This window comes from Pirellulales bacterium (genome assembly GCA_035939775.1).
Lineage (GTDB): Bacteria > Planctomycetota > Planctomycetia > Pirellulales > DATAWG01 > DASZFO01.
In genome coordinates this window covers 1-19,748 of sequence record DASZFO010000344.1, presented here as the reverse complement: position 1 = coordinate 19,748, position 19,748 = coordinate 1, and the positions used below count along the sequence as shown (strand labels likewise).

Annotated in this window: 11 protein-coding genes; 5 read left to right on the top strand and 6 right to left on the bottom strand. The window is 61.2% G+C overall.

The genetic code is table 11. The features are described from left to right. Positions 1 to 72 precede the first annotated feature (72 nt). The 5 genes from VGY55_21890 (at position 73) to VGY55_21870 (ending at position 6,013) form a co-directional block, all read left to right on the top strand. On the top strand, positions 73 to 1,185 hold the full coding sequence (locus VGY55_21890; GenBank protein HEV2972634.1) for a glycosyltransferase: 1,113 nt from the start codon (positions 73 to 75) through the stop codon (positions 1,183 to 1,185). 139 nt (positions 1,186 to 1,324) lie between these two features. Next, positions 1,325 to 1,792 carry a division/cell wall cluster transcriptional repressor MraZ gene (locus tag VGY55_21885; protein ID HEV2972633.1) on the top strand — a complete coding sequence of 156 codons (468 nt, stop codon included), beginning with the start codon at positions 1,325 to 1,327 and terminating at the stop codon, positions 1,790 to 1,792. Between the two features lie 468 nt (positions 1,793 to 2,260). Beyond that, positions 2,261 to 2,917: a hypothetical protein gene (locus VGY55_21880; GenBank protein ID HEV2972632.1), complete on the top strand. Its 657-nt coding sequence runs from the start codon at positions 2,261 to 2,263 to the stop codon at positions 2,915 to 2,917. 65 nt (positions 2,918 to 2,982) lie between these two features. Then, positions 2,983 to 4,812 carry a chloride channel protein gene (locus tag VGY55_21875; protein ID HEV2972631.1) on the top strand — a complete coding sequence of 610 codons (1,830 nt, stop codon included), beginning with the start codon at positions 2,983 to 2,985 and terminating at the stop codon, positions 4,810 to 4,812. A gap of 193 nt (positions 4,813 to 5,005) precedes the next feature. Further along, positions 5,006 to 6,013 (top strand): alpha/beta fold hydrolase, encoded by a 1,008-nt coding sequence (locus VGY55_21870; GenBank protein ID HEV2972630.1) that lies wholly within the window; start codon positions 5,006 to 5,008, stop codon positions 6,011 to 6,013. Positions 6,014 to 6,034: 21 nt separating this feature from the next. On the opposite strand, the gene VGY55_21865 is transcribed toward VGY55_21870, so the two are convergent. From VGY55_21865 to VGY55_21840, 6 genes are all read right to left on the bottom strand, one after another. Then, positions 6,035 to 7,159: a LysM peptidoglycan-binding domain-containing protein gene (locus VGY55_21865; protein HEV2972629.1), complete on the bottom strand. Its 1,125-nt coding sequence runs from the start codon at positions 7,157 to 7,159 to the stop codon at positions 6,035 to 6,037. Positions 7,160 to 7,505: 346 nt separating this feature from the next. Continuing rightward, the gene (gene secD, locus VGY55_21860; GenBank protein HEV2972628.1) at positions 7,506 to 11,165 is read right to left on the bottom strand and encodes a protein translocase subunit SecD; all 3,660 of its coding nucleotides are present in this window, start codon (positions 11,163 to 11,165) and stop codon (positions 7,506 to 7,508) included. Between the two features lie 198 nt (positions 11,166 to 11,363). Continuing rightward, positions 11,364 to 11,774, bottom strand: a complete 411-nt coding sequence (gene yajC, locus VGY55_21855; protein HEV2972627.1) for a preprotein translocase subunit YajC — start codon at positions 11,772 to 11,774, stop codon at positions 11,364 to 11,366. A 228-nt stretch (positions 11,775 to 12,002) separates the two neighbouring features. Further along, the gene (locus VGY55_21850; protein HEV2972626.1) at positions 12,003 to 12,428 is read right to left on the bottom strand and encodes a hypothetical protein; all 426 of its coding nucleotides are present in this window, start codon (positions 12,426 to 12,428) and stop codon (positions 12,003 to 12,005) included. A 237-nt stretch (positions 12,429 to 12,665) separates the two neighbouring features. Beyond that, positions 12,666 to 13,706, bottom strand: a complete 1,041-nt coding sequence (locus VGY55_21845; protein ID HEV2972625.1) for a DUF1559 domain-containing protein — start codon at positions 13,704 to 13,706, stop codon at positions 12,666 to 12,668. 125 nt (positions 13,707 to 13,831) lie between these two features. Beyond that, positions 13,832 to 19,714 carry an autotransporter-associated beta strand repeat-containing protein gene (locus VGY55_21840; GenBank protein HEV2972624.1) on the bottom strand — a complete coding sequence of 1,961 codons (5,883 nt, stop codon included), beginning with the start codon at positions 19,712 to 19,714 and terminating at the stop codon, positions 13,832 to 13,834. Positions 19,715 to 19,748: the final 34 nt, after the last annotated feature.

Sequence of the window (19,748 nt, the reverse complement as noted above, 5' to 3'; positions counted from 1 at the left end):
ACCTGTGGACCGCCCGCGCCGCGATTCCATCTTATCTCGTTCTTCGTACTTCGCACTTCGTCCTTCATCGTTATGCCGCTGCGAATCGCCTTCTGCATTACCGAGTTGAACGTCGGCGGCGCCGAGCGATGTCTCGTCGAGCTGGCGATCGGTTTGAAGCAATTGGGCCACGAAACGAGCGTCTGCTGTCTTGGCCCTCGACCCGTGGATGGCGCCGCGCGGTTGCTGTGGAGGCTTGGCGACGCGCAGGTTCCGGTTTCCTTTTTGGGGGCCCGCGGTCCGCTCAGCGCGCCGCGCGTGCTGCAGCAATTGCGGCGGCAGTTTCGCGCCGAGCGGCCTGACATCGTGCAAACGTTTCTCTGGCATGCCAATGTGCTGGGGCCGCTGGCGGCATGGTCGGCGGGAATCGGGAGAATCGTGACGGGATTGCGAGTCGCCGAACCGCGGCGTCGGTCGCGATGGCCGTTGGAGCGATTCGCCGGTCGATTGGCCGATCGACACGTCGCCGTCAGCGAAGGAGTCGCCGCCTTCGCCCGCGATCGAATCGGATTGCCAGCGGAAAAGATCGTCGTGATTCCAAATGGCGTGTCGCTCGACAAGGAACCCATTGCCGCGATCGACCTGTCGCGGTTTGGCATATCAGCGGGGCGGAGGGCAATCGCTTTCGTCGGCCGATTGGACGAGCAAAAGGGGATCGAATGGCTAGTGGAGCGATCGCCCGATTTGTTCGCTCGGCTTCCGCATCACGACTTGCTCATCGTCGGCAAAGGTCCATTAGAAGCGGCGATTGCTCGGCGGGTTGAGCGATTACGACTCGCCGGACGTGTTCATCTTGTCGGCTGGCGCGAGGATGTGTCGGAGATTCTCGCGGCCGCCGACTTGATTGTCGCTCCCTCGCAATGGGAAGGAATGTCGAATGTGGTGCTCGAAGCAATGGCAGTCGCTCGACCGGTTGTCGCATTCGATGTGGAGGGAGTTCGAGATGCTCTTGGAGCCAACACTGTTGCGCAGATCGTTGATCGCGAAGATCGCAGTGCCTTTGTCGAGAGCCTTGTGCGGGTCGCGGCAAACGAATCGCTTCAGCAGGAATTGGGAGCGACGAATCGCAAATGGGTTGAAGCGCACTTTCGCCTCGATCGAATGATCGCGGCCTACGAGCGGCTCTATCTCGAACTCTGCGAATGATCTAACCTCAACCGTCACAAGGCATTCGGAACCGCGGTTCCAATTCGCCATTTACTGTACAACCAAACATCCTTGACGCCGACGGAGTAATCAGTATCTTTGGGCATCTGTGGGAAGAATTGGGGATAAGTGGTGAAACATGCTGCTGACCGGCACTTTTGTCCGGGCAATCGATGAAAAGCTGCGATTGGCTATCCCCAAGAGACTTCGCGACCTGCTCGGCGCCAGACCGGATCGATTGCTCTTCGTGACGCCCGGAACGGATCGATCGTTGGCCATTTACACGGAGGAAACGCTCGGCCAGTTGGCCCTTCGCCTCGCGGCTGCTTCGCCGGCGGGACCGGATGTGCGGGCCTTCAATCGCTTGTTTTACGCCCAGGCTCAGCCGGCCGAACTGGACAGCCAGGGCCGAATTCGCATTCCGCCCGAATTGGCGAAACTGGCTGGTTTGGGTCGCGAGGCCGTGTTGTTGGGAGTGCAGGATCATTTGGAACTTTGGGACCGTAACCGCTGGGAAGAATACCTAGCCGGCCGACAAGCCCGCTACGACCAGATCGCCGAAGCGGCGTTTTCAGCCGGCGGCGAGAAACAAGCAAAACCTGAGTGAGAACGGTTCGAGACTGCGTGGTATCAGTTCGTCGTGTCGTCCTTCGGAGTGTTCGCCTTGGCGTGAAATCGCACGACCGTCAGCCTACGGCCACCGGTTGACCCAGGCAGTTTCACGGATCGCGAGTCAAGACGATTCCTGATTGCGAACCAACGGCGCCGGCATCCCGTATGCCGAGCACCGCGAGCGCCCGGCCTGGCGTGGGCCCACGGATGAGGCCCCAGGCCGGCCGCTTTTTGATTGCGCAGACTGCGCCGCCGACCTGTAGGGTACGCCCTCTGCTGCGTTCCGTGAATCAGTGCCAAGCCCGAACGGCAGAGACCGCATTCGGAACGGCACGGAAACCACTGCCTGGGTCGTTACGGCCGTTACAGCGGGGGCCAAACTGCTCTTGTCGGTTGTTTCGGATGCGGCTATTCTCCCGCTCCTTTCTTGCCCCATGTCTGGCATCAACTCTGAGGGATCGCAATGGATGCTCTTCCACTGTGCCGCTGTGCGCGGGGATGGATCGCCGTGTTCGGACTGCTGTCGCTAGTGGCGATTGGCGGTTGCAACATGTTGGCCGCGTTGGGGTATGTCGCTCACGAAGACGCCGACGAGGCCGAGTTCTCGCAGTTGAGCGGAAAGCGGATCGCCGTCGTTTGTCGGCCGGTCGAGCAATTGCAGTACGCCGACTCGAGCGCCGCTCCCGATCTGTCGAACGCGGTGGGATCGCTCTTGAAGGAGAAAGTCAAGAAATGCCAGGTAATCAGTCCGACCGAGGTGGCGGAATGGTCCGACGAGCATAACTGGAACGATTACGGCGAGATCGGCAAGGCGCTCAAAGCCGACATGGTCGTCGGCATCGACCTCGAACAGTTTAGCCTCAATGAGGGGCAGACCCTGTATAAGGGTCGCGGGGTTGTGCACATCTGGGTTTGCGACGTCAAGAACGGCGGCAAGAAAGTTTGGGAAAAGAAGCTGCCGCAGGTTATCTACCCGCCGAATTCGGCCGTGGCCGCCTCAGAGCGTTCTGAAGCGGAGTTTCGCTCCCAATACATCGCCGTCTTGGCGGAGCACATCGCTCGGAATTTCTACGCTCACGACCCCCGAGCCGATTTTGCGAGCGATACGAACGCGCTGTAAAAACGGGCGGCAGTCCCACCGACGGGTGTTGGCAGCAACCAGCTCGCGCGATACTCTCAGTTGTGATGGACGGCAAAGGAGATTTCACCGCCGACAACCGGCTGCTCTGGCTGGCGGGCCTCGCAATCCCGATCGGTTTGGTGTGCGCGGTCGTGGCGATGGCGCTGCAGCGGCTCATCGGGCTGTTCACCAATCTCTTTTATTTCCAGCATTTCTCGATTCCCGATCACCTCGTCGCTCCCGGGGAGCACACGCTCGGCTGGGTGGCCATCTTCGTGCCGGTGGTCGGCGGCCTGATCGTCGGCCTGATGGCCCGCTACGGTTCCGAACGGATTCGCGGGCACGGCATCCCTGAGGCGATCGAAGCGATCTTGATCGGCTCCAGCCGAATGCAGCCGCGGGTGGCCGTGCTCAAGCCCCTTTCCTCGGCCGTCTCGATCGGCTCCGGCGGGCCGTTCGGGGCCGAAGGGCCGATCATCATGACCGGCGGCGCGTTGGGCTCGATCGTCGCGCAGGTTTTTCACATGACGCCGGCCGAGCGCAAGACGCTCCTCGTCGCCGGTGCGGCCGGCGGAATGGCGGCGACGTTTGGCACGCCGGTGGCCGCCGTCTTGTTGGCGGTCGAGTTGCTCCTATTCGAATGGAAGCCGCGGAGCCTGATCCCGGTGGCGCTAGCGAGCGCGACGGCGACGCTGATGCGCCCTTACCTGGGTCTGGGCGCGATGCCCATGATCCCTGTGCCAGCGCATCTCGATTCCCCGACGTTGACCACGCTGCTCTCGGCGCTGCTGGTCGGCTTGAGCGGCGGAATCTTGTCGCTTGCGCTCACTTCCGCCGTTTACGCTTCGGAAAATGCCTTTCATCGGCTGCCGATCCACTGGATGTGGTGGCCGGCGCTGGGAGGATTGGTTGTCGGAATCGGCGGCTTTTTCGAGCCGCGGGCGCTGGGGGTCGGCTATCAAGTGATTGAAGGCATATTGCAGGGCAAATACGTCGCTCAAACGCTAATCGGCCTGATGGTCGTCAAGGGGTTGATCTGGTCGATCGCGCTGGGGTCTGGAACTTCCGGGGGAGTGCTGGCGCCACTGTTGATGATGGGAAGCATGCTGGGAGTCGTCGAAGCAACGCTGCTACCCGGCCACGATGCGCGGCTCTGGGCGCTGGTCTGCATGGCCGCCGTGATGGGTGGCACGATGCGAGCGCCGCTTACGGGAGTGATCTTCGGTCTCGAGACGACTTACGACGTCCGCGCGCTTTTGCCGCTGTTGATCGGCTCGATCGTCGCGCATGGCTTCACGGTGCTCGTCATGAAGCGCTCGATTCTGACGGAAAAGGTGGCTCGCCGCGGCTACCATGTGAGCCAGGAATACTCGGTCGATCCGCTGGAACGCCTGTTGGTGAGCCAGGTGATGTCGGCCGACATCGTCTCCGTGCCCGCCGCGCTGCCGATCAAGGAGTTGGTGCTGCAATACTTTTCGGGGCACGGACCGAAAAAGCATCAGGGGTATCCCGTCGTAGATGAATCCGATCGCTTGCTGGGCGTCGTGACCAAGACCGACCTGCTCGATGAATGGACGTCGAATATGATGGCCGGCGGCGATGGCAGCGACGGCCATTTGAGCCACATCATCGCCTTCGATCTCGTGAATCGTTCGCCCATTACCATTTCGCCCGAGGAGACGTGCCGAACGGCGGCGGAGCGGATGGCGCAGGCGGGCGTCGGGCGACTGCTGGTTGTGCGGCCGCAGCAGCCGAGCCGAGTGATCGGCGTCGTCACGCGGAGTGATCTCTTGAAATCTCGGGCCCGGCACACCGAGGAGGAATTCGTGCGCGAGCGGTTCCTGGGGGCACGGCTGCCGGCGGCCGCCAAGGGCGAACTGCCGAAGTCCGCTTGATCGGCCCCGATTTTGCGGAATCCATCGAATCTGCATCGTTCGGGCCAACATTGACTGGCCCACGACCCATATTTAGGATGAAGGTTTGGTGCGGCCTACTCCACGGACTATGGCTAGTTGACCGTCGCCTCGCGGACCGAATCGCACCGCTCCTGTCGTCGCTCTTTTCACCATCGCCAACGAGGCTCTTGCAATGAGTCGCAACGCCGCCATTTGTTCACGATCCTCGATCGATTGTCGTCTAGGGTTGCTGCTCTGCTGCGCGGTGGCGATCGTCTGCTTGGCGCCGCGCAACTCTCGTGCGGACGATCCCACCGGAGCCGCGGGAAAGGCGGAGGGCCCGCCAAAGCCGAAGACAATTCAACTCGAGACGAACGACGGCCTGCAAATGGAGGCGACGTACTACCCGTCGCCCAGCGAGAATCCAAAAGACGCCGTGCCGATCCTCATGCTCCACGGTTGGAAGGGAAGCGGCGCGGATTACGAAAAATTGGCTTTCGACATGCAGAAGCAGGGCCATGCCGTGGTCGTTCCCGATCTCCGCGGGCACGGCAAGAGCACGCAAATCAGGGCCGGAACCGAGCTGCGCACGATCGATCAGGCCTTGATGGGCAAGGCCGGCTTCGAGGCCATGGTCACTCAGGACGTCGAGGCCGTGAAGAAATTCCTGCTGGAAAGAAACAACGCCGGAGAGCTGAATATCGAAAAGCTGTGCGTGATCGGCGCCGACATGGGGGCCGTCGTGGCGATGAACTGGGCCGTTCACGATTGGGCCGCGCCCAAGCTGCTCACCGGCAAGCAAGGGCAAGACGTCAAGGCCCTGGTGCTGATCTCGCCGCCGTTGAACTTTCACGGCATCAGCGTCGTGAATGCCCTGTCCAGCCCGACGCTCCAAACCGAGCTTTCGGTGTTGATCGTGGTGGGCGGAGACAAGGGGAACAAAGGAGCGCTCGACGATGCCCAGCGCGTCTACAAGCGGTTCGGAGCGCTCCGTCCCAAGCCGCCGACCGATCCCGACGAGGCGCGCAAGCGGCAGGACCTGTTCCTCGACATCCTCAAGACCAGCCTGCAAGGGGCCAAGATTCTGGACGACCGAAAGCTCGAGACCCAAGTTAGCGCCGACATCGGGCAATTCATCGCGTGGCGCCTTGTAGATCAACGATTCCCCTGGTCGATGCGCAAATCGGCGCTGGGGGATTAATCGGTCCGCGCTCGTCCTAATCTAATGCCGCTCGCCGAGTGGCACGACGAGCACCGTGCCGGGCTGAAGCGGTTGACCGCTTTGCAGCAGATTGCGGTTGGCCTCGCGCAGCAGGTCTTCGTGGCGGCCATCGCCGTAGAGCTTTTCGGCGATCGAATTGAGCGTGTCACCCGATTGCACGACGTAGGTCCGCGGCGCGACACGGAGCGCTCGAGCGACAGGGCCAACAACCGGCGGCAGCCTTTGCAGTCTGGCCGATGGTGGGTCGGTCGGCGCCGGGGCGGCATTGCCCGCCGGGGGAACGCTCGTCACGGGAGCGAGGCTTGCTTCAGATTGGCGGCCTTCCTGAAAACCGTCCGCGGGGAGGGGGACAGTCCCCTTTTGTTCCGAAGACTCCACAAAAGGGGACAGTCCCCGACGGTTTTCCGGCGCGTTGATCGGCTGGCTCACGTTGCGCGCGAGCGGTTGCTGCGTCGCGGCTGGCGGCACTTCTTGCGCGACGGGGAAAGGGGCGGTCGGAATGCGCAGCTCCGCGCCGATCGGCAGCAGCTCGGGATCGGCAAGCACATCGCGATTGAATTCGTACAGCTCGCGCCAGCGGTCGGCGCTACCCAGGTAGTGCTGGGCCAACTGGGTTAGCGTATCGCCGTCGGCCACTTTGTGCGATGGGCCCAAACCGGAGTCGATCGAGCTTTCCAGCCGCGGGCTGCTGTCGATCGATGGGCCGTCGCCGCCGATCGGACTGGGGCCTTTTGCATCGCGCCCGCCAGTGAACGCGGTCGAAAGCTCTGGCACGCCGCCGTCGTCCGCGACCCCTTGCTTCGGCCGAACTGCCGAATTCTCGATAGACGCCGCGGACGTCTGGGCGGGCGGTTGCCAGTTCGCGGCGGCTGACGATGGCGAAGCGGGCGCCGCGCTCGTCGGGCGAGTGACAAACGGCGCGGACGATTCCGCTTGTCCGGCGGGCGCGGGCGACGCTGCCGAATTGACGGACAAATCCGCCGGCGCGAGCCGGCTGGGTGCGGCAAACGGCGTAGTTCGCTCCGTGTCAACCAGCGACGGGCCGCGTTTGCGGAACTGCCACGCCAGGCCGAAGCCAACGACGATTACGATCGCCACCAGGATGAACTTCGTGCGCCGACTCACCGCTGTCCCCTAGAAGAGTAGACAGTAGACTGCATGCCGGCACCGGACGAGCAGACGGATTCACCGTCGAGTGCATGCTATCTACTGTCTCCTATTATCGGGTGGAGGCGGCGGCACGCTGCCCGAAAATGGCGGGCACGGCAAGCGGGCGCGAGATTGCCGCCCGTAAATCCGCCAAGCGCGGCAGCCTTTGCCAGGCAGTTTCTTGGACAGAAGTTGGATCGAGTTAGAAAGTCGCGATCCAGTCGAGGACCGCGCGGCAGTTGTGATGCCTACCGCCGACTATTTGAACTCCGGGGGCTGACGCCGCCCGGCTCGTTGCGGTCGGCCGACTCCTGCCCACTCCCTACTTGCCCTGTCCGCCCGGCAGCTTGAGCCACAGCAGGCAGGGGGCTGCGATATAGACCGAGCTATAGGTGCCCGAAATCAGGCCGATCAACATCGTGAAGGCGAAGGCGTGGATCGCCTGGCCCCCGGCGATGTAGAGGATAATCGTCACCAACAGCACGGTGAACACGGTCAGCACCGTCCGGCTCAAAGTCTGGTTGACGCTCTTGTTGATCATCTCTTCGTTCAGGTCGGGGCTTTTGCCGCGGACCTCGCGGATTCGATCGAAAATGACGATCGTATCGCTGATCGAATAACCCACGATCGTGAGCAAAGCGGCGACCACATTCAGACTGATCTTGAATGGATCGACGAGCAGGAAGCCGAGGAAACCCGCGACGTAGTAACTAAGCGCGACCCCGGCCACCGTCACTAGCACGTCGTGCACCAGCGCCACCACGGCCCCGATCCCGTAGATCACGTTCTGGAACCGAATCCAGATATAGACCACGATCATGGCGATGCTGGCGATCAGGGCGACGATGGCGGTTCGCTCGGTGTCGGCGGCGACGCGGCTGCCGATCGTCGAATCGCCGAGGAACACCGGCGTGCTCTCCAGCTTGGCGGCGAAGTTACTAAGAATGACTGAAGCTTGCTCGGGCGGCACGGAAAGCCGCAGCGTCCAGGTGTTGAAAGCGTGCTCTTTGCTCCCGGCCGCATACTCGGGATTCGAAAGATCATACTGGACCTCCTTGGGATCGATCGTTTGATCGAGCAATTCCTTGAGGCTGTCGAACTTGATCGGATCGTCGAATTGGAGCGTGACCTCCGTGCCCCCTACGAACGAATCGCGGCCGGGCGCGGCCGAGACTCGAGCGGCAAATCGCGACTTCTCAGTGGAAGGCGCTTCGGGCACCGAGGGCTTGGCATCGGCCGATTTGGATCCGGCCGTTTCGTCAACCTTCTTCGTATCCGCTGGCGATGAGCCTATTGGTTTGGCGTCCGCGGCGGTGTTGGTCGAGTTCGACTGTGTATCGGGAGCGGTCTTCGCATTTGCGGCAGCCGATTTCGGCGCGGGATTGCTCTGGGCGTCGGCCGCTGGCTTCGCCCCGTTGTCATCCGCCAGCAGCGCATCTGGCGCTGCGAACGCGAGCAGCACCCGATCCAACCGCGGCAGATGCGATCCCTTGTTCGGCTCCGGCGCCGGCGCGGTTTTCGCGCCGGCTCTGCTGTTATCGCTCTCGCTTTTTCCTGACTTGCTATTGTCGCCTGCGTCAGTCTTGTTTGCGTCGGTCTTGCCGGTGTCGGGTTTCGGCGTTTCCGCGGTCGGCGGGACGGCTGGCGGCGGCGCGCCGCTCGGAGTCTGCGTTCCGGTCGTCGCACGGGAGGACGATTTCGGTTGCCCAGCTTCGGGCGCGCTGGGGGCTGGCGTCTTCGCTTCGATCCGGTGCTGATTCGTAAACTTGGCGGCCTTGTAATGCCGCAGCCGGTCGCCGAAGACCTTCGACAATTCATCCTCGACTTCCTTAATCTTGTCATTCGAGGTGCGGATGACGAACTGCGTGTTCTCCTGCCCCTTCGCCGACGTGACCGCGCTCACCGTGGCATCGGGAAGGATCTTTGCCACGTCCGGCTGATCGAGCGCCTTGCGAACCTGCGAAACGTCCTCCGCCTTGTCGGGATTGAACGCGATTTGAACTTCGCATCCCCCCGTAAAATCGACGTCCAAAATGGTCGATCCGCGTAGGCATACCGCCACGATGCCGGCCGCGCTGATCAGGATCGAGATGGCGATCGCCGGCTTCATGATCGAGACGAAATCGATCTTCGTCTCGCCGAACAGCTTGAGCATCTTCAGCTCGGTGAGCCAACGCTGCCGTTCGGCAATATCGAACACCACTCGGGCACAGAACACGGCCGTGAATAAGTTGACGGCCAGACCCATCACGAGCGTGACGGCGAATCCGCGCAATTGCTCCGTGCCGATGACATACAGGATCACTCCGGTGATGATCGTGGTCGAGTGCGTGTCGATGATCGTCGCCATGGCGCGGCCGAAACCGTTGCGGATCACCATCCGCAACGCGGCGCCGCGCTCCTTTTCCTCGCGCATCCGCTCGTAGATGAGCACGTTCGAATCGACCGCCATTCCGACGCTCAGCACCAGGCCGGCCAGGCCGGCGAGCGTGAACGCGGCCTTGAACACGATCATCAGCGCCAGCACCAGCACCAGGTTGAAGATCACCGCCGCGTTCGCCACGATCCCCGCGAAGCGATAGTAGAACAACATGAACAGCAGCACCGCGGCGGTCGAGGCGATCATCGAGATGAAGCTGTTTTGGATCGTGTCCTGGCCCAATTCGGCGCTGATCCGCTCTTCGCTCACCGGCTCCTTTTGCAGCGCGGCGGGTAAGGCGCCGGCGTTGAGCACGTCGACGATGATGTTGACGTCCTGGTCGCTGAAGCTGCCGGTGATCCGGCCGCTATCGGAGATTCGGCTGCGGATCGTGGCGGCCGACGTGAGCGTGCCATCGAGCACGATCGCCAAATCGCGCCCCACGCCGCTGACCGGATCGGGAAGGTTTTGGCCCGTCAACTCTCCGAAACGCGAGGCGCCTTCGCTATTGAAGCTGAAGTTCACCTGGTTTCCCTCCTCGCCGACGCTCGAGGAGGCGTTGGAAAGGTAACCGCCGGTGACGTCGTACGGGTCGCGCATCACCAGGACCTGTTTTTGTCCATTGATGGTGCGTATCAACCAGGTCGACTTTCCTCCCCTATCTTCGACCTTCTTCGGCAAATCGACCCATTGAGCGACGATCTGCTCGCCATTGCTGACCTCGTTGGAGCGGCTCTGGAGGTCTGCCTTGGCCGCGTCGATCGCTTCGGCATGATCGGGAAAGCGGCTATCGGCGACGATCCGGAATTCGAGCGCCCCGGCGCTCGAAATCTTCGTCTTGATCAAATCGATCTCGGCCTTATCGACGTCGGGGATGGCGACTTCGATCTGGTCGTTTCCAATTTTTCTGATTGCCACTTCGCGCTGCCCGCCCGGATTCACACGCTTGACGATCGCGGTGACCAGCTTTTCCATGTCGACCGCGCCGGCGTCGTGCTCGGCTTGGTAGGTGAGCGAAATGCCGCCATCGGTCGAGCGGCGCTCAGCAGACGACAACGTGACGCCCAGTTTGCTCTTCAAATCCAGCTTGGCCAGGGCCGCTTCGACCTTGTCGGCCTTCTCGGCATCGGCGGTCGGCAGCTTGATTTCCAGCCGACCCTCGCCGAGCGGGATCACCTCGGCCTTTTTCTTGCCATAGGCGCCCGCCTTGTTGGCCTCGTCGGCCAGGAGCTTGAGCAACTGATCGACGTTGACCGAGCGCAGCTTGCTCTGGTCCAGCTCGTAGATCAGCTTGACGCCCCCTTTCAGGTCGATTCCCAGCCGCGGCGGCCAACGCGTGACGTCGATCGCGATCCCGGCGACAATGGCGACAAAGATCAACCCGATCTTCCAGCCGTAATCCGGCATCCGCAGCTTGCGCGAGATCATTTCCCCCAGCATGTAGGGGACGATCAAGATCAGCAGGACGGAAACGACCAGGAACCAAGGCTCTTCATACCAAGCGCCGGGAGCCGCCTGGTCGGCTTGGGCAAACAATGGGCTCAATAACGAATGCCAGAGCATGAGATTTTGAATTTTGAGGTTGGGATTTTGTAGCAGTTAAGCGGTTTGAAGGAGAGAACCACGGATTACACGGATTTCACGGATAAGATCGGGCAAGAAATGGATTTGGCCCTGTTCAAAATATCCGTGTCATCCGTGCAATCCGTGGTCTGCTGCATTCGGCTTTAATGGAACGGATTTGGGGTTTTGGATTCGCCGCTAGTTCTTGGCGGGTTCTTTGTCTTTGTCTTTGTCGCCGGCGGTTTCGGCCGAGATGATTCGGGAGATCGCCCCGAGCGTGAAATCGATCTTGGTGTTGTCATCTACTTTGAGCGTGACCTTGTCCGCCTCGCGGTTGACGTTGGCCACGACTCCGTAGATGCCGCCGATCGTGACCACGCGATCATTTTTCTTGATGGAAGCCAACTGGTCTTTGTATTCCCGCTGCTTCTTCTTCTCCGGCCGCCACACGATGAAGTAGCCGAGGAACAGGATCAGGATCAAGGTGTACGGCAGAATTGATGGCCCGCCGTCGCCCGCGCCCGCCGCCCCGCCAGCATTACCTGCTCCGCCGGCGGCATCCGCGCCCGCGGCAAAGAGCGGGATGACAATCGAATAGAGAAGATTCACAATGTCGCCCCGAAAATGAAAAGCGGCCGGTGCTGCCGACCGCCCGCAATGACAAGGTTAAAGCGTGGTATCATAAGCCCTTGCGGCAAAACGAGCAAGAGCTTCGACTTTTTGGGCTATCGCTTTCACACTCGCTGCGCCGATCCGCCAAAAAACGTGACGCCGGGCGATATCGCCATCGCCCGGCGTCATTCAATTTCGTACTTCGTACTTTGTAATTCGTATTTGTTACGTCCCAGCCGGGAGCTTGCCCGCCTTGATCAGGTCGCCATAGGTATCGCCGGAAGGTGATTTTTGCCCTTCGACCTTGGCGAAGGCATCATCCAGCTTCTTGAGGATTTCGGCCATTTTGGCTTTTTGTGCGTCGTCGCCGCCGCTAGCTTTGGCGTCATCGAGGTCCTTCTTGGCATGGCCGCCGGTGATCTTAGCCAGCGCCGCGCCGTAGGCGTTGCGGCTCTTCTTATCCTTGCCCTTCACGTGGCAGGTGTTGCAACTGGCCGCCTTGAACGCATCCTTGAATCCCTCGCTGCTGCTATTGGTGACATACTTATCTTCAAACGCCTTCTTGAACGGGGGCAAGGCGCTGGCTGGAGAAACGAACAGGCTCGCCCCCAGGAAAACGCCGACAAGCGACAATGCCACAGCTTTCTTCATGATGAATCTCCTCAAAGCGGTATCGAGAAATCAGAATCGTTGCAATCACGGAAGGGGATGCCGGCGGCCCCAATGCGGGCAATCCTTTCCTCTCCGCGCATGGAATCGGCCTATTTTGCGCCATCGGCCGTTCGAAATCAACTCTACCGCGCGGATTTGCAGGGCCAAAGGGGATTCCCGCATCGAAGTTGCCGGTTGGGCCACAGCGCGGTCCCAAGCCCGAACTCGCAAACGCCCTCACTTGACGACATTCGAGGGGATGGTCTCGCGGCCATCGCGGCTGGCGAGGGCGGCCACGACCTGCATGTCGGTTTCCTCGTCGAGAAAGTGAACCGAGTTGTCGCACATCACCACCTGCGCGCCGCCGGGGTGATCGGAGAAGATCTCCCGGCCATCCGTCAATCCCGTTCCGTCGTCATTCCCCGGCAGATAATTGACAGGGTGGGCGATCGTGAAAATGTTCGCCCCTTCCGCCCACGCGCCGCGGTCGTGCCATTTGCCCGAGTTGGAAGCATCAGGAGTGGCGCCTCGTCCGGTCGATTCAGCCACCAGAATCGTCTTGGAAGTTCCGTCGGTAATCTCTCGAATCGGAACGCGGTGCGACTCAATATTCACAGCGTCGTTGTCGTCGATGATTAGCAGGATACCTCGGTGCGACGGGTAATAAAGTTGGTTGGCCAAGCTCTTGATTCCGGTGTTTGGGCCGTCGATGCCACCGTAATCCGTGCATCCCATTCCGCCGCCATTATCGATTGTCATTCCCTCTGGGTCTGGAAACATCCTAATGCGGTTGTCGGGGCCCCGCGTCTTCTGGATCCGAGCTGCACTCGGGCAAAGGTAAACCGCGATCACCTGATTCACGGCCGACGCGTTGTTGGGCGAATGCACGTTGTCTGCGTAGTTGATCTGCCGCGAAGTCGTCTTCTGCTCCATGAAATCGAGGAAGTACGCGCACCAGGAGAACTTCTGACAACTCGGGCAAGCCCGCTTTTGCCCCGGCGGAAACGCTCGGAACGAGGAGACGTGGTTTTGCATCCCCAAGCCGATCTGCCGCAGATTGTTGGCGCATTGCGTGCGCCGCGCAGCCTCGCGGGCGGCCTGGATCGCCGGCAATAAGAGGGCGATCAAAATCCCAATGATCGCAATGACGACTAGCAATTCAACCAACGTGAACGCGCGAAACCGCGCCAGGCGCCGCGGGCTTTCGCGCCGCGGCGGCGCTTTGCAAATTCCCAGACCGGCCTGCACTCGAAACTCGTCGGCTCGCATTACTTCCATGAGAATGTTTCCCTACTTGCGTACTTAAGAGCCTATCCGAAAACGGCCGCGGAGATGGGGACAGTCCCCTTTTGCTCCGAAGACTCTGCAAAAGGGGACAGTCCCCGGCCGTTTTCGGACAGGCTCTAAATGACCTGCCTAGACCGGCGATTCCGACGCCAGCCGACACCAGCAAAACTGAACGCCGCCAACGCTGCCAACAGGATCGAGGATGGTTCCGGAACCGCAGTCAGTTCGCCGCCAAAATTGACTCCGCCGCCCGGCAGCAACGCGGACGCGCTGGCCGAAGTCGCGGTTGCGCCACGGATGATCAACTTTGAACCGCCATCGATCCCCGCGGCAAATGGCTCGCTCGTCGCGATCGACCCGGCCAGCGCTAGACCGCTTCCGCCGGAAGCCGTATCGGCGAGAGGATTGCCGTTGTTGTCGCTCGCGCGAATCGTCACGAGGGCCGGGCTGCCCGCGGTGCCGCCGATCACAAGCGAAGTTTGTTGCACGCTGTTGGCGGTAAGATCGCTCCCCGCGTCGATCACCGTGTTTCCGCTGCCGGAAATCGCGCCGACTTTCTGATGTGTGCCGGAGACCCGCAAACCACCGCCGGCCGCCGCGCTGTTGTTGACGACGTTCACGTTGTGTTGCGTGCTGCCATCGCTTAGGGCCGAGGCGCTGCCGGCCAACTCCAGTGTGGCGCCGGAGGCTACCGTGATGCTCGAGCCGGGGGTGACCGAGGCCGCATTGGTCGAGGCATTCAGTTTCACATAACTGCCGGCCGCGATATTGAGCGTCGCAGCGGCGTTGGAAAACGTCGTGATCCCCTGAATGGTCAGCGGTGTTCCGGCATCGGTGAGAAGCGTTCCGCCGTCGGGACCCGCGGTGAATCCGCGCGTCGGAGCGAGCACCAGCGGCCCTCCGCCGGTCGCGTGGAACTGGCCGCCATTGACGGTCAACTGACCTGGCGTGGAGGACGTGGGGGCCATGCCCAAGTTGCTATCGGTCGAGATGGCTAACGAGCCGGCGTTGATCGTCGTCGAACCGGTGTAGCTGTTGTTCGGCGAGCTGAGCGAGAGTTCCGCCGTGCTGCCGACTGCCAAAACGATGCTCCCGGAACCGGTGATGATCGAATCGCTTCCCATTGCCGTCGCGCCGTCGGCCAGATTGTCGCCATAATCGGCGGCCAACGTTTGGTGAATCGACAGCACCGTGCCGTTCAGAGTGATCGTTTGGAATACCGGCGTATTCGATCCATCGTAGATACTCGACAAATTGCCGATCGACTGGGCGGCATTGCTGAGGGCCACCGCCGTGTTGCGCCCCTTGTGCTGATTCATCGTCAAATCGCCGGTCCCCATGGACGAGCCGGCATTCACATCCAACTCGCCCCCCGTCATGATCGTCGAACCGGTTAGATTATTCACCCCGTTGAAAACGACGCTGGCAAAATCGTCGGCGTGAATTGTCAATGGGAAGGAACCGCTGACGGGACCATTAAAGGTCAGCTTGGTGAGCTGAACCGCGGACCCCGACTGCAATTGCAGTAGTACCGGGCTGGCGAACGTCGTGTGGATGTTGGCGGTCAAATTGACCTTCGCGTCTCCCAGCAACTTGATCGACCCGTCAAATACATCGTTGCCGACGGCGTTGGGGATGAACGGACCTTGGCCGGAGACCGTGAGGTTCTGTACGCCGCTGGTCGCCCCGTAAGTTGCCAAACGAGGCTCGAAAAACAATTGGCTGCCCGTATTCACAGTGACGTTGCCGGTGGTAAAGCTGTTGCTCGGGTTGAGGGCCCCCTGGGCATTGACCGCCACGATCTGGGCGTTGGTTCCTGCCGCATCGCCGATAATCCAATTGCCGGTGATGGTCGGCGCGCCGTTTGAGGCGCCGCCAATCGACACGCCGGCGCCCGGCGTCTGCTGAATGGAGGAGTTGCCTTGACCAAGGAACGTCATCGTATGCCCGTTGTCCGTTAGAATGCCGGTGAAGCTCACACCGGTCTGGTCAGTCGAGTTGGAATCCGTTTGGATCGTCGTATCGCCGTTGAGCGTGACGGCCCCGAAGGAAAACAACGATGACTGAGCAAGGCTGCTTGAGATAACTCCACCCACATGAATCGTGCCACCGCTGATCACCGTGGGGGCTACCACGCTCGCATTCAAGGGACCGAGGCCACTATTGCCGCCGGTCTTGTAAAGCGAGAACGTAACGTTTCCGTTCAAGGTGAGCCCCGGAATGGCCAGCGATCCGCCCGCGTCGGTCCCGGCCGCAATCTCCATCGTCGTTCCCGTATTAAGGGTTAGCGAGTTGTTGCCCAGAAAGCTGCTGGGATTGGAATTGAGATCGGTTTCATTCCCGACGACCAATGAACCTTGGTTGATGACGATCGTGCCCGAGCCGCTCCAGCCGGCGCTGAGGATCTGGAGGGTGCCTGGCCCGTTTTTCGTGAACGTGGCGCCACCGGCAATCGTCGCGCCACCGCTGAACAAGTTGACGGCTTGAGCAACGTCGGTGAGCGTGCCGCCATTGGCCGTCACCGTTATGGGCCGCGTAATCGAGAGCGAAGAAGCAAGCGTGGTGCGCAGTGTTCCGCCGTCGAAGGTCACACCTCCAGAGGAACTCCCCAGATTGCTGTTGTCGGAAATGCTGAGAGCGCCCGCCTTGATCGTCGTTCCACCGCCGTAGGAATTCGTGCCGGATAAAGTTAGCGTCCCCGCATTCTGCTTGACGAAGACGCCGCTGCCGGACATCGTGCCGGCATAAGTCGCATCGGTCGCCTGATCGAAAACGACCGTCGTGTTGTTGGTGATGCTCGTATTGCTCGTCGTCCCGCCGTTGCCGCCGAGGCTGGAAATGTTGCCTTGTAGCGTTCCGCCGCTCACGGTGACGTCGCCGCCACCGAAGGAATTGTTGCCGGTCAATACCAGGGTCCCATTGCCGATCACCTGCAGCGGCGACGTGATCGACCCGCCGATCGTCCCGGTGGTGCCGGCATTCGTCACCTGCACCGTGAGCGAACTGAAGCCGCTGGTGGCGCTCAGCGCATTGCCGCCGCCGGCGATCGTGTAGCCGTCCACATCGAAAGTGATGAGCGGGGCCGAAATCGCACCGCTCAAGGTAACGGTCCCCGAGCCGATATTGAAATCAGCGCCGGCCGCCGAACTCCAAGGCCCGTTCGACGAGCCGTTATTCCAGGCCATGCCGCCGCTCGGGGCCCAGGCGCCGAATCCCCCCGCGCCGCCGTTCGACCAAAAAAGGGTCGGCGGCGGAGTGCCGGGAGTGTAGACCAGATCCAGAACTCCTGGGCCGGGATTCGTGACATTGAATGTCGAGAACAGATTCCCCCCCTTGAACCCTGTCGCGTCGACATTGAACAAGTTGGAGGCGAACGGAGTCCCCGCCAATGAACTGAATGTTCCCAGTGCCCAGGTAAAGGGCGATGTGTTAACAAAGTGCGCCGGCGTCCCGGGCACGGCGCCGGCGAGCGACGTTAATTTGATATTGACCGTGCTGCTGGCGCTCACTGTGCCGTCCAGCGTGAGCGACCCGGCGGAGTTGATCGTGTCGTAGCCGGTCCCCGAGGCGGCGGTTGCATCGTTGATTTTCCAACCGTAGACGCCGCCGCCCGTGAAGGTCAAGCTGCCGACCGTCAGCGCCCCCGGCGTCGTCGCGGCACCAGGAGCAATTCTTCCCGACGGGTTGACAGTCACTGGGCCATTGGCCGTGCCGGAGCCGGCCAACGTGCCGCCACCGTTGATCGTCACCGCGCTCCCAGCGGCAAGTGAGCCGGTGGAGGCAAGCGAGAGGGTGCCGGCATTGATGGTCGTCGGTCCGGTGTAGGTGTTGGTCCCGGCTAGGATCTGGGTCCCATTGCCACCCATGATGATGCCGAGCGTGCCAGCCGACCCGAGGCCGCCGCCGCCGTCCGAGATGACTCCGGAAAACGTCGTTGTCGGCGACGGATTGGCATTAACGCTGCCGGTGCTGCCGATCGTTAAAACAGCACTGTGCCCGGCAGCGCCGCCGTTCGTCGTATATTGCAAACCTGAGCCGTTGTAGTTGACCTGGTTCAGATTGTTTCTAACCGTGCCCGTTCCAGCCAGCGAATTGATCGTGTCGCTATATCCGTTCAGGTCGAGCGCGGCGTTGCCGCCATCGTCGTTCACGATGAAGTTCGAATTGGGGCTAAACGCGGTCACGGAGCCGGCGATCAGCGAAGCGGCTTGCTCGACTTTTGTGTCGCCGACGTAGTCCGATGAATTCCCATTGTTCGTTCCGTTCGGCGATGCCCCGAGCGTCGTGCCGCCGGTGCCAGTCCGCGTCAGGGCGACCTTGTTGTAGGCAACAGGCAAGTTAGGATACAGCGGACCGAAGTTCTGTGCCGTGCCGAGCCCCCCGGTGTACCAATCGTTGCTACTGCCGTTGATGGTCAACGTCGGAATTGCATCCTGGGTGGCCGTGGTCGGACCGTTATAGCTGGTCGTGATTCCATTGATTTTCGAGTTCAGCGTGACGCTAGATGTCAACGAGGCGATCGTCTGGCTGTAGCCGTTGAGATCCACCGAGCCAAGGTTGTTGTTCTGCTCCGAGCCGGCCGCTTCGCCGTCGGAAAAACCAAACTGCAACGCGAAGGTCGAGTCGGTCGGGAGCACATTCTTGGCCCCCATCAGCAAGACGGCGATCGCGTGGGTGCTCGTGTTGTAAGTCCCGTTGTAGACGACTTTCCCCGTGAAGGTCTTGGGAGTGCCGCTAAAGATCGTCATTCCGGCGCCGCCGGACCCACGGACGAGGTCGTTGCCGATCAAGACGCTGCCGTCGCCATACATTCTCCCGGAGTAATTGATATGAGTCGCTCCGGTGGAGGCCTTCGTCGCGCCGATAGCCGTGATAAAGAATCCGCTATCGGGGACAACGCCGTTCGAATTGAGATGGATGTCGTTGGCTAGATTGAGCGTGAAGCCCGGGGCACCGCCCGTATCCGTGATGATCAGACCGTTAGCCGCCACGTCGATTTCACTCGCGGCCCCTGAGCCGCCGCCTGCGTTCGGCGTATTGAAGTTGAACCGCGCGACGGCGTGTTGTCCTGAAGCCACTCCTCCCGTGGTCGTTGTCCAAGAGCCGGCTCCATTCTGGGGCAGGTTGTCGGTCAGCAGGAGTCCTCCGCCGAATGAGTTCGAAGTGCCAGCGAAGTTGAGCACCGGCGTCTGTCCCAGGGCGGTATTCGCGATGAGCTGAACTTGATTCGTCGCGGAAATGTTGTCGTAAATGAACGCTCCGCCGGATTTCGGGCCGCTGGGTGCGCCGAAGGTGATCGTCGGTGTCGTTCCCGTTAGATTGAGCGTGCCGAGGGTACCGGTGGGCAGAGCGCCCGCTAGGGTGACGGTACCGATCAAATACGTGTTGTTGGCAGCCGGCGTGGAGAAGTTCAGCGTCGAGAGAGTCAAAGGCTGCGGAATAGCGACGTTGAAAAGCTCCGAGGCGACGCTGCTCGAAGTGATGGTCAGCGTGCCGGAGGCAAAGCTGGTCGTGCCAGTCAGGTTGAGGATGTTGTTGGGGGTGTTGCCGGTTCCCGTAAAAGTATCCACGATGTTTACCGGATTCGCCGCCGAGATATTGGCGCTGATTGTCGAAAGAAACGTGTTGGCGGTTCCCGATCCGGCGTCGATCGTCGGCGTTGCGCCGCCGAGAGTCAGAGTGTTGCCGCCAGAGGCCGCAATCGTGTAGCCGGTCGTATTGAAATTGATTTGATCGGCTGTGATCGGAGCGCCGACGGTAACCGTGCCGGCGGTGCCCGAGAAATTCGCGATATTGCCGTTAACCCAAGGCACCGCAGGCAGCGGCGAGTTAATCGCCGGAGTAAGCCAGTCGGGAGACAACGCGTCCCACACGCCCGATCCGCCGGTTGCCGGCGATACACCGGCGGGATCCCACCAAAAGTTAAGCTGGCCAAATGCAGAACTGCCGCTTCCAAACGCGGCAACGCCAACGAATGCGGCGAGGAGCGTCGTGCGCAACAGGGCGCGCGATGGAAATCTCGTCATGAAAGCA

Coding starts and splice junctions, on each gene's coding strand:
- VGY55_21890 (HEV2972634.1), top strand. CDS start 73: ATGCCGCTGCGAATCGCCTTCTGCATTACCGAGTTGAACGTCGGCGGC.
- VGY55_21885 (HEV2972633.1), top strand. CDS start 1,325: ATGCTGCTGACCGGCACTTTTGTCCGGGCAATCGATGAAAAGCTGCGA.
- VGY55_21880 (HEV2972632.1), top strand. CDS start 2,261: ATGGATGCTCTTCCACTGTGCCGCTGTGCGCGGGGATGGATCGCCGTG.
- VGY55_21875 (HEV2972631.1), top strand. CDS start 2,983: ATGGACGGCAAAGGAGATTTCACCGCCGACAACCGGCTGCTCTGGCTG.
- VGY55_21870 (HEV2972630.1), top strand. CDS start 5,006: ATGAGTCGCAACGCCGCCATTTGTTCACGATCCTCGATCGATTGTCGT.
- secD (HEV2972628.1), bottom strand. CDS start 11,165: ATGCTCTGGCATTCGTTATTGAGCCCATTGTTTGCCCAAGCCGACCAG.
- VGY55_21850 (HEV2972626.1), bottom strand. CDS start 12,428: ATGAAGAAAGCTGTGGCATTGTCGCTTGTCGGCGTTTTCCTGGGGGCG.
- VGY55_21845 (HEV2972625.1), bottom strand. CDS start 13,706: ATGGAAGTAATGCGAGCCGACGAGTTTCGAGTGCAGGCCGGTCTGGGA.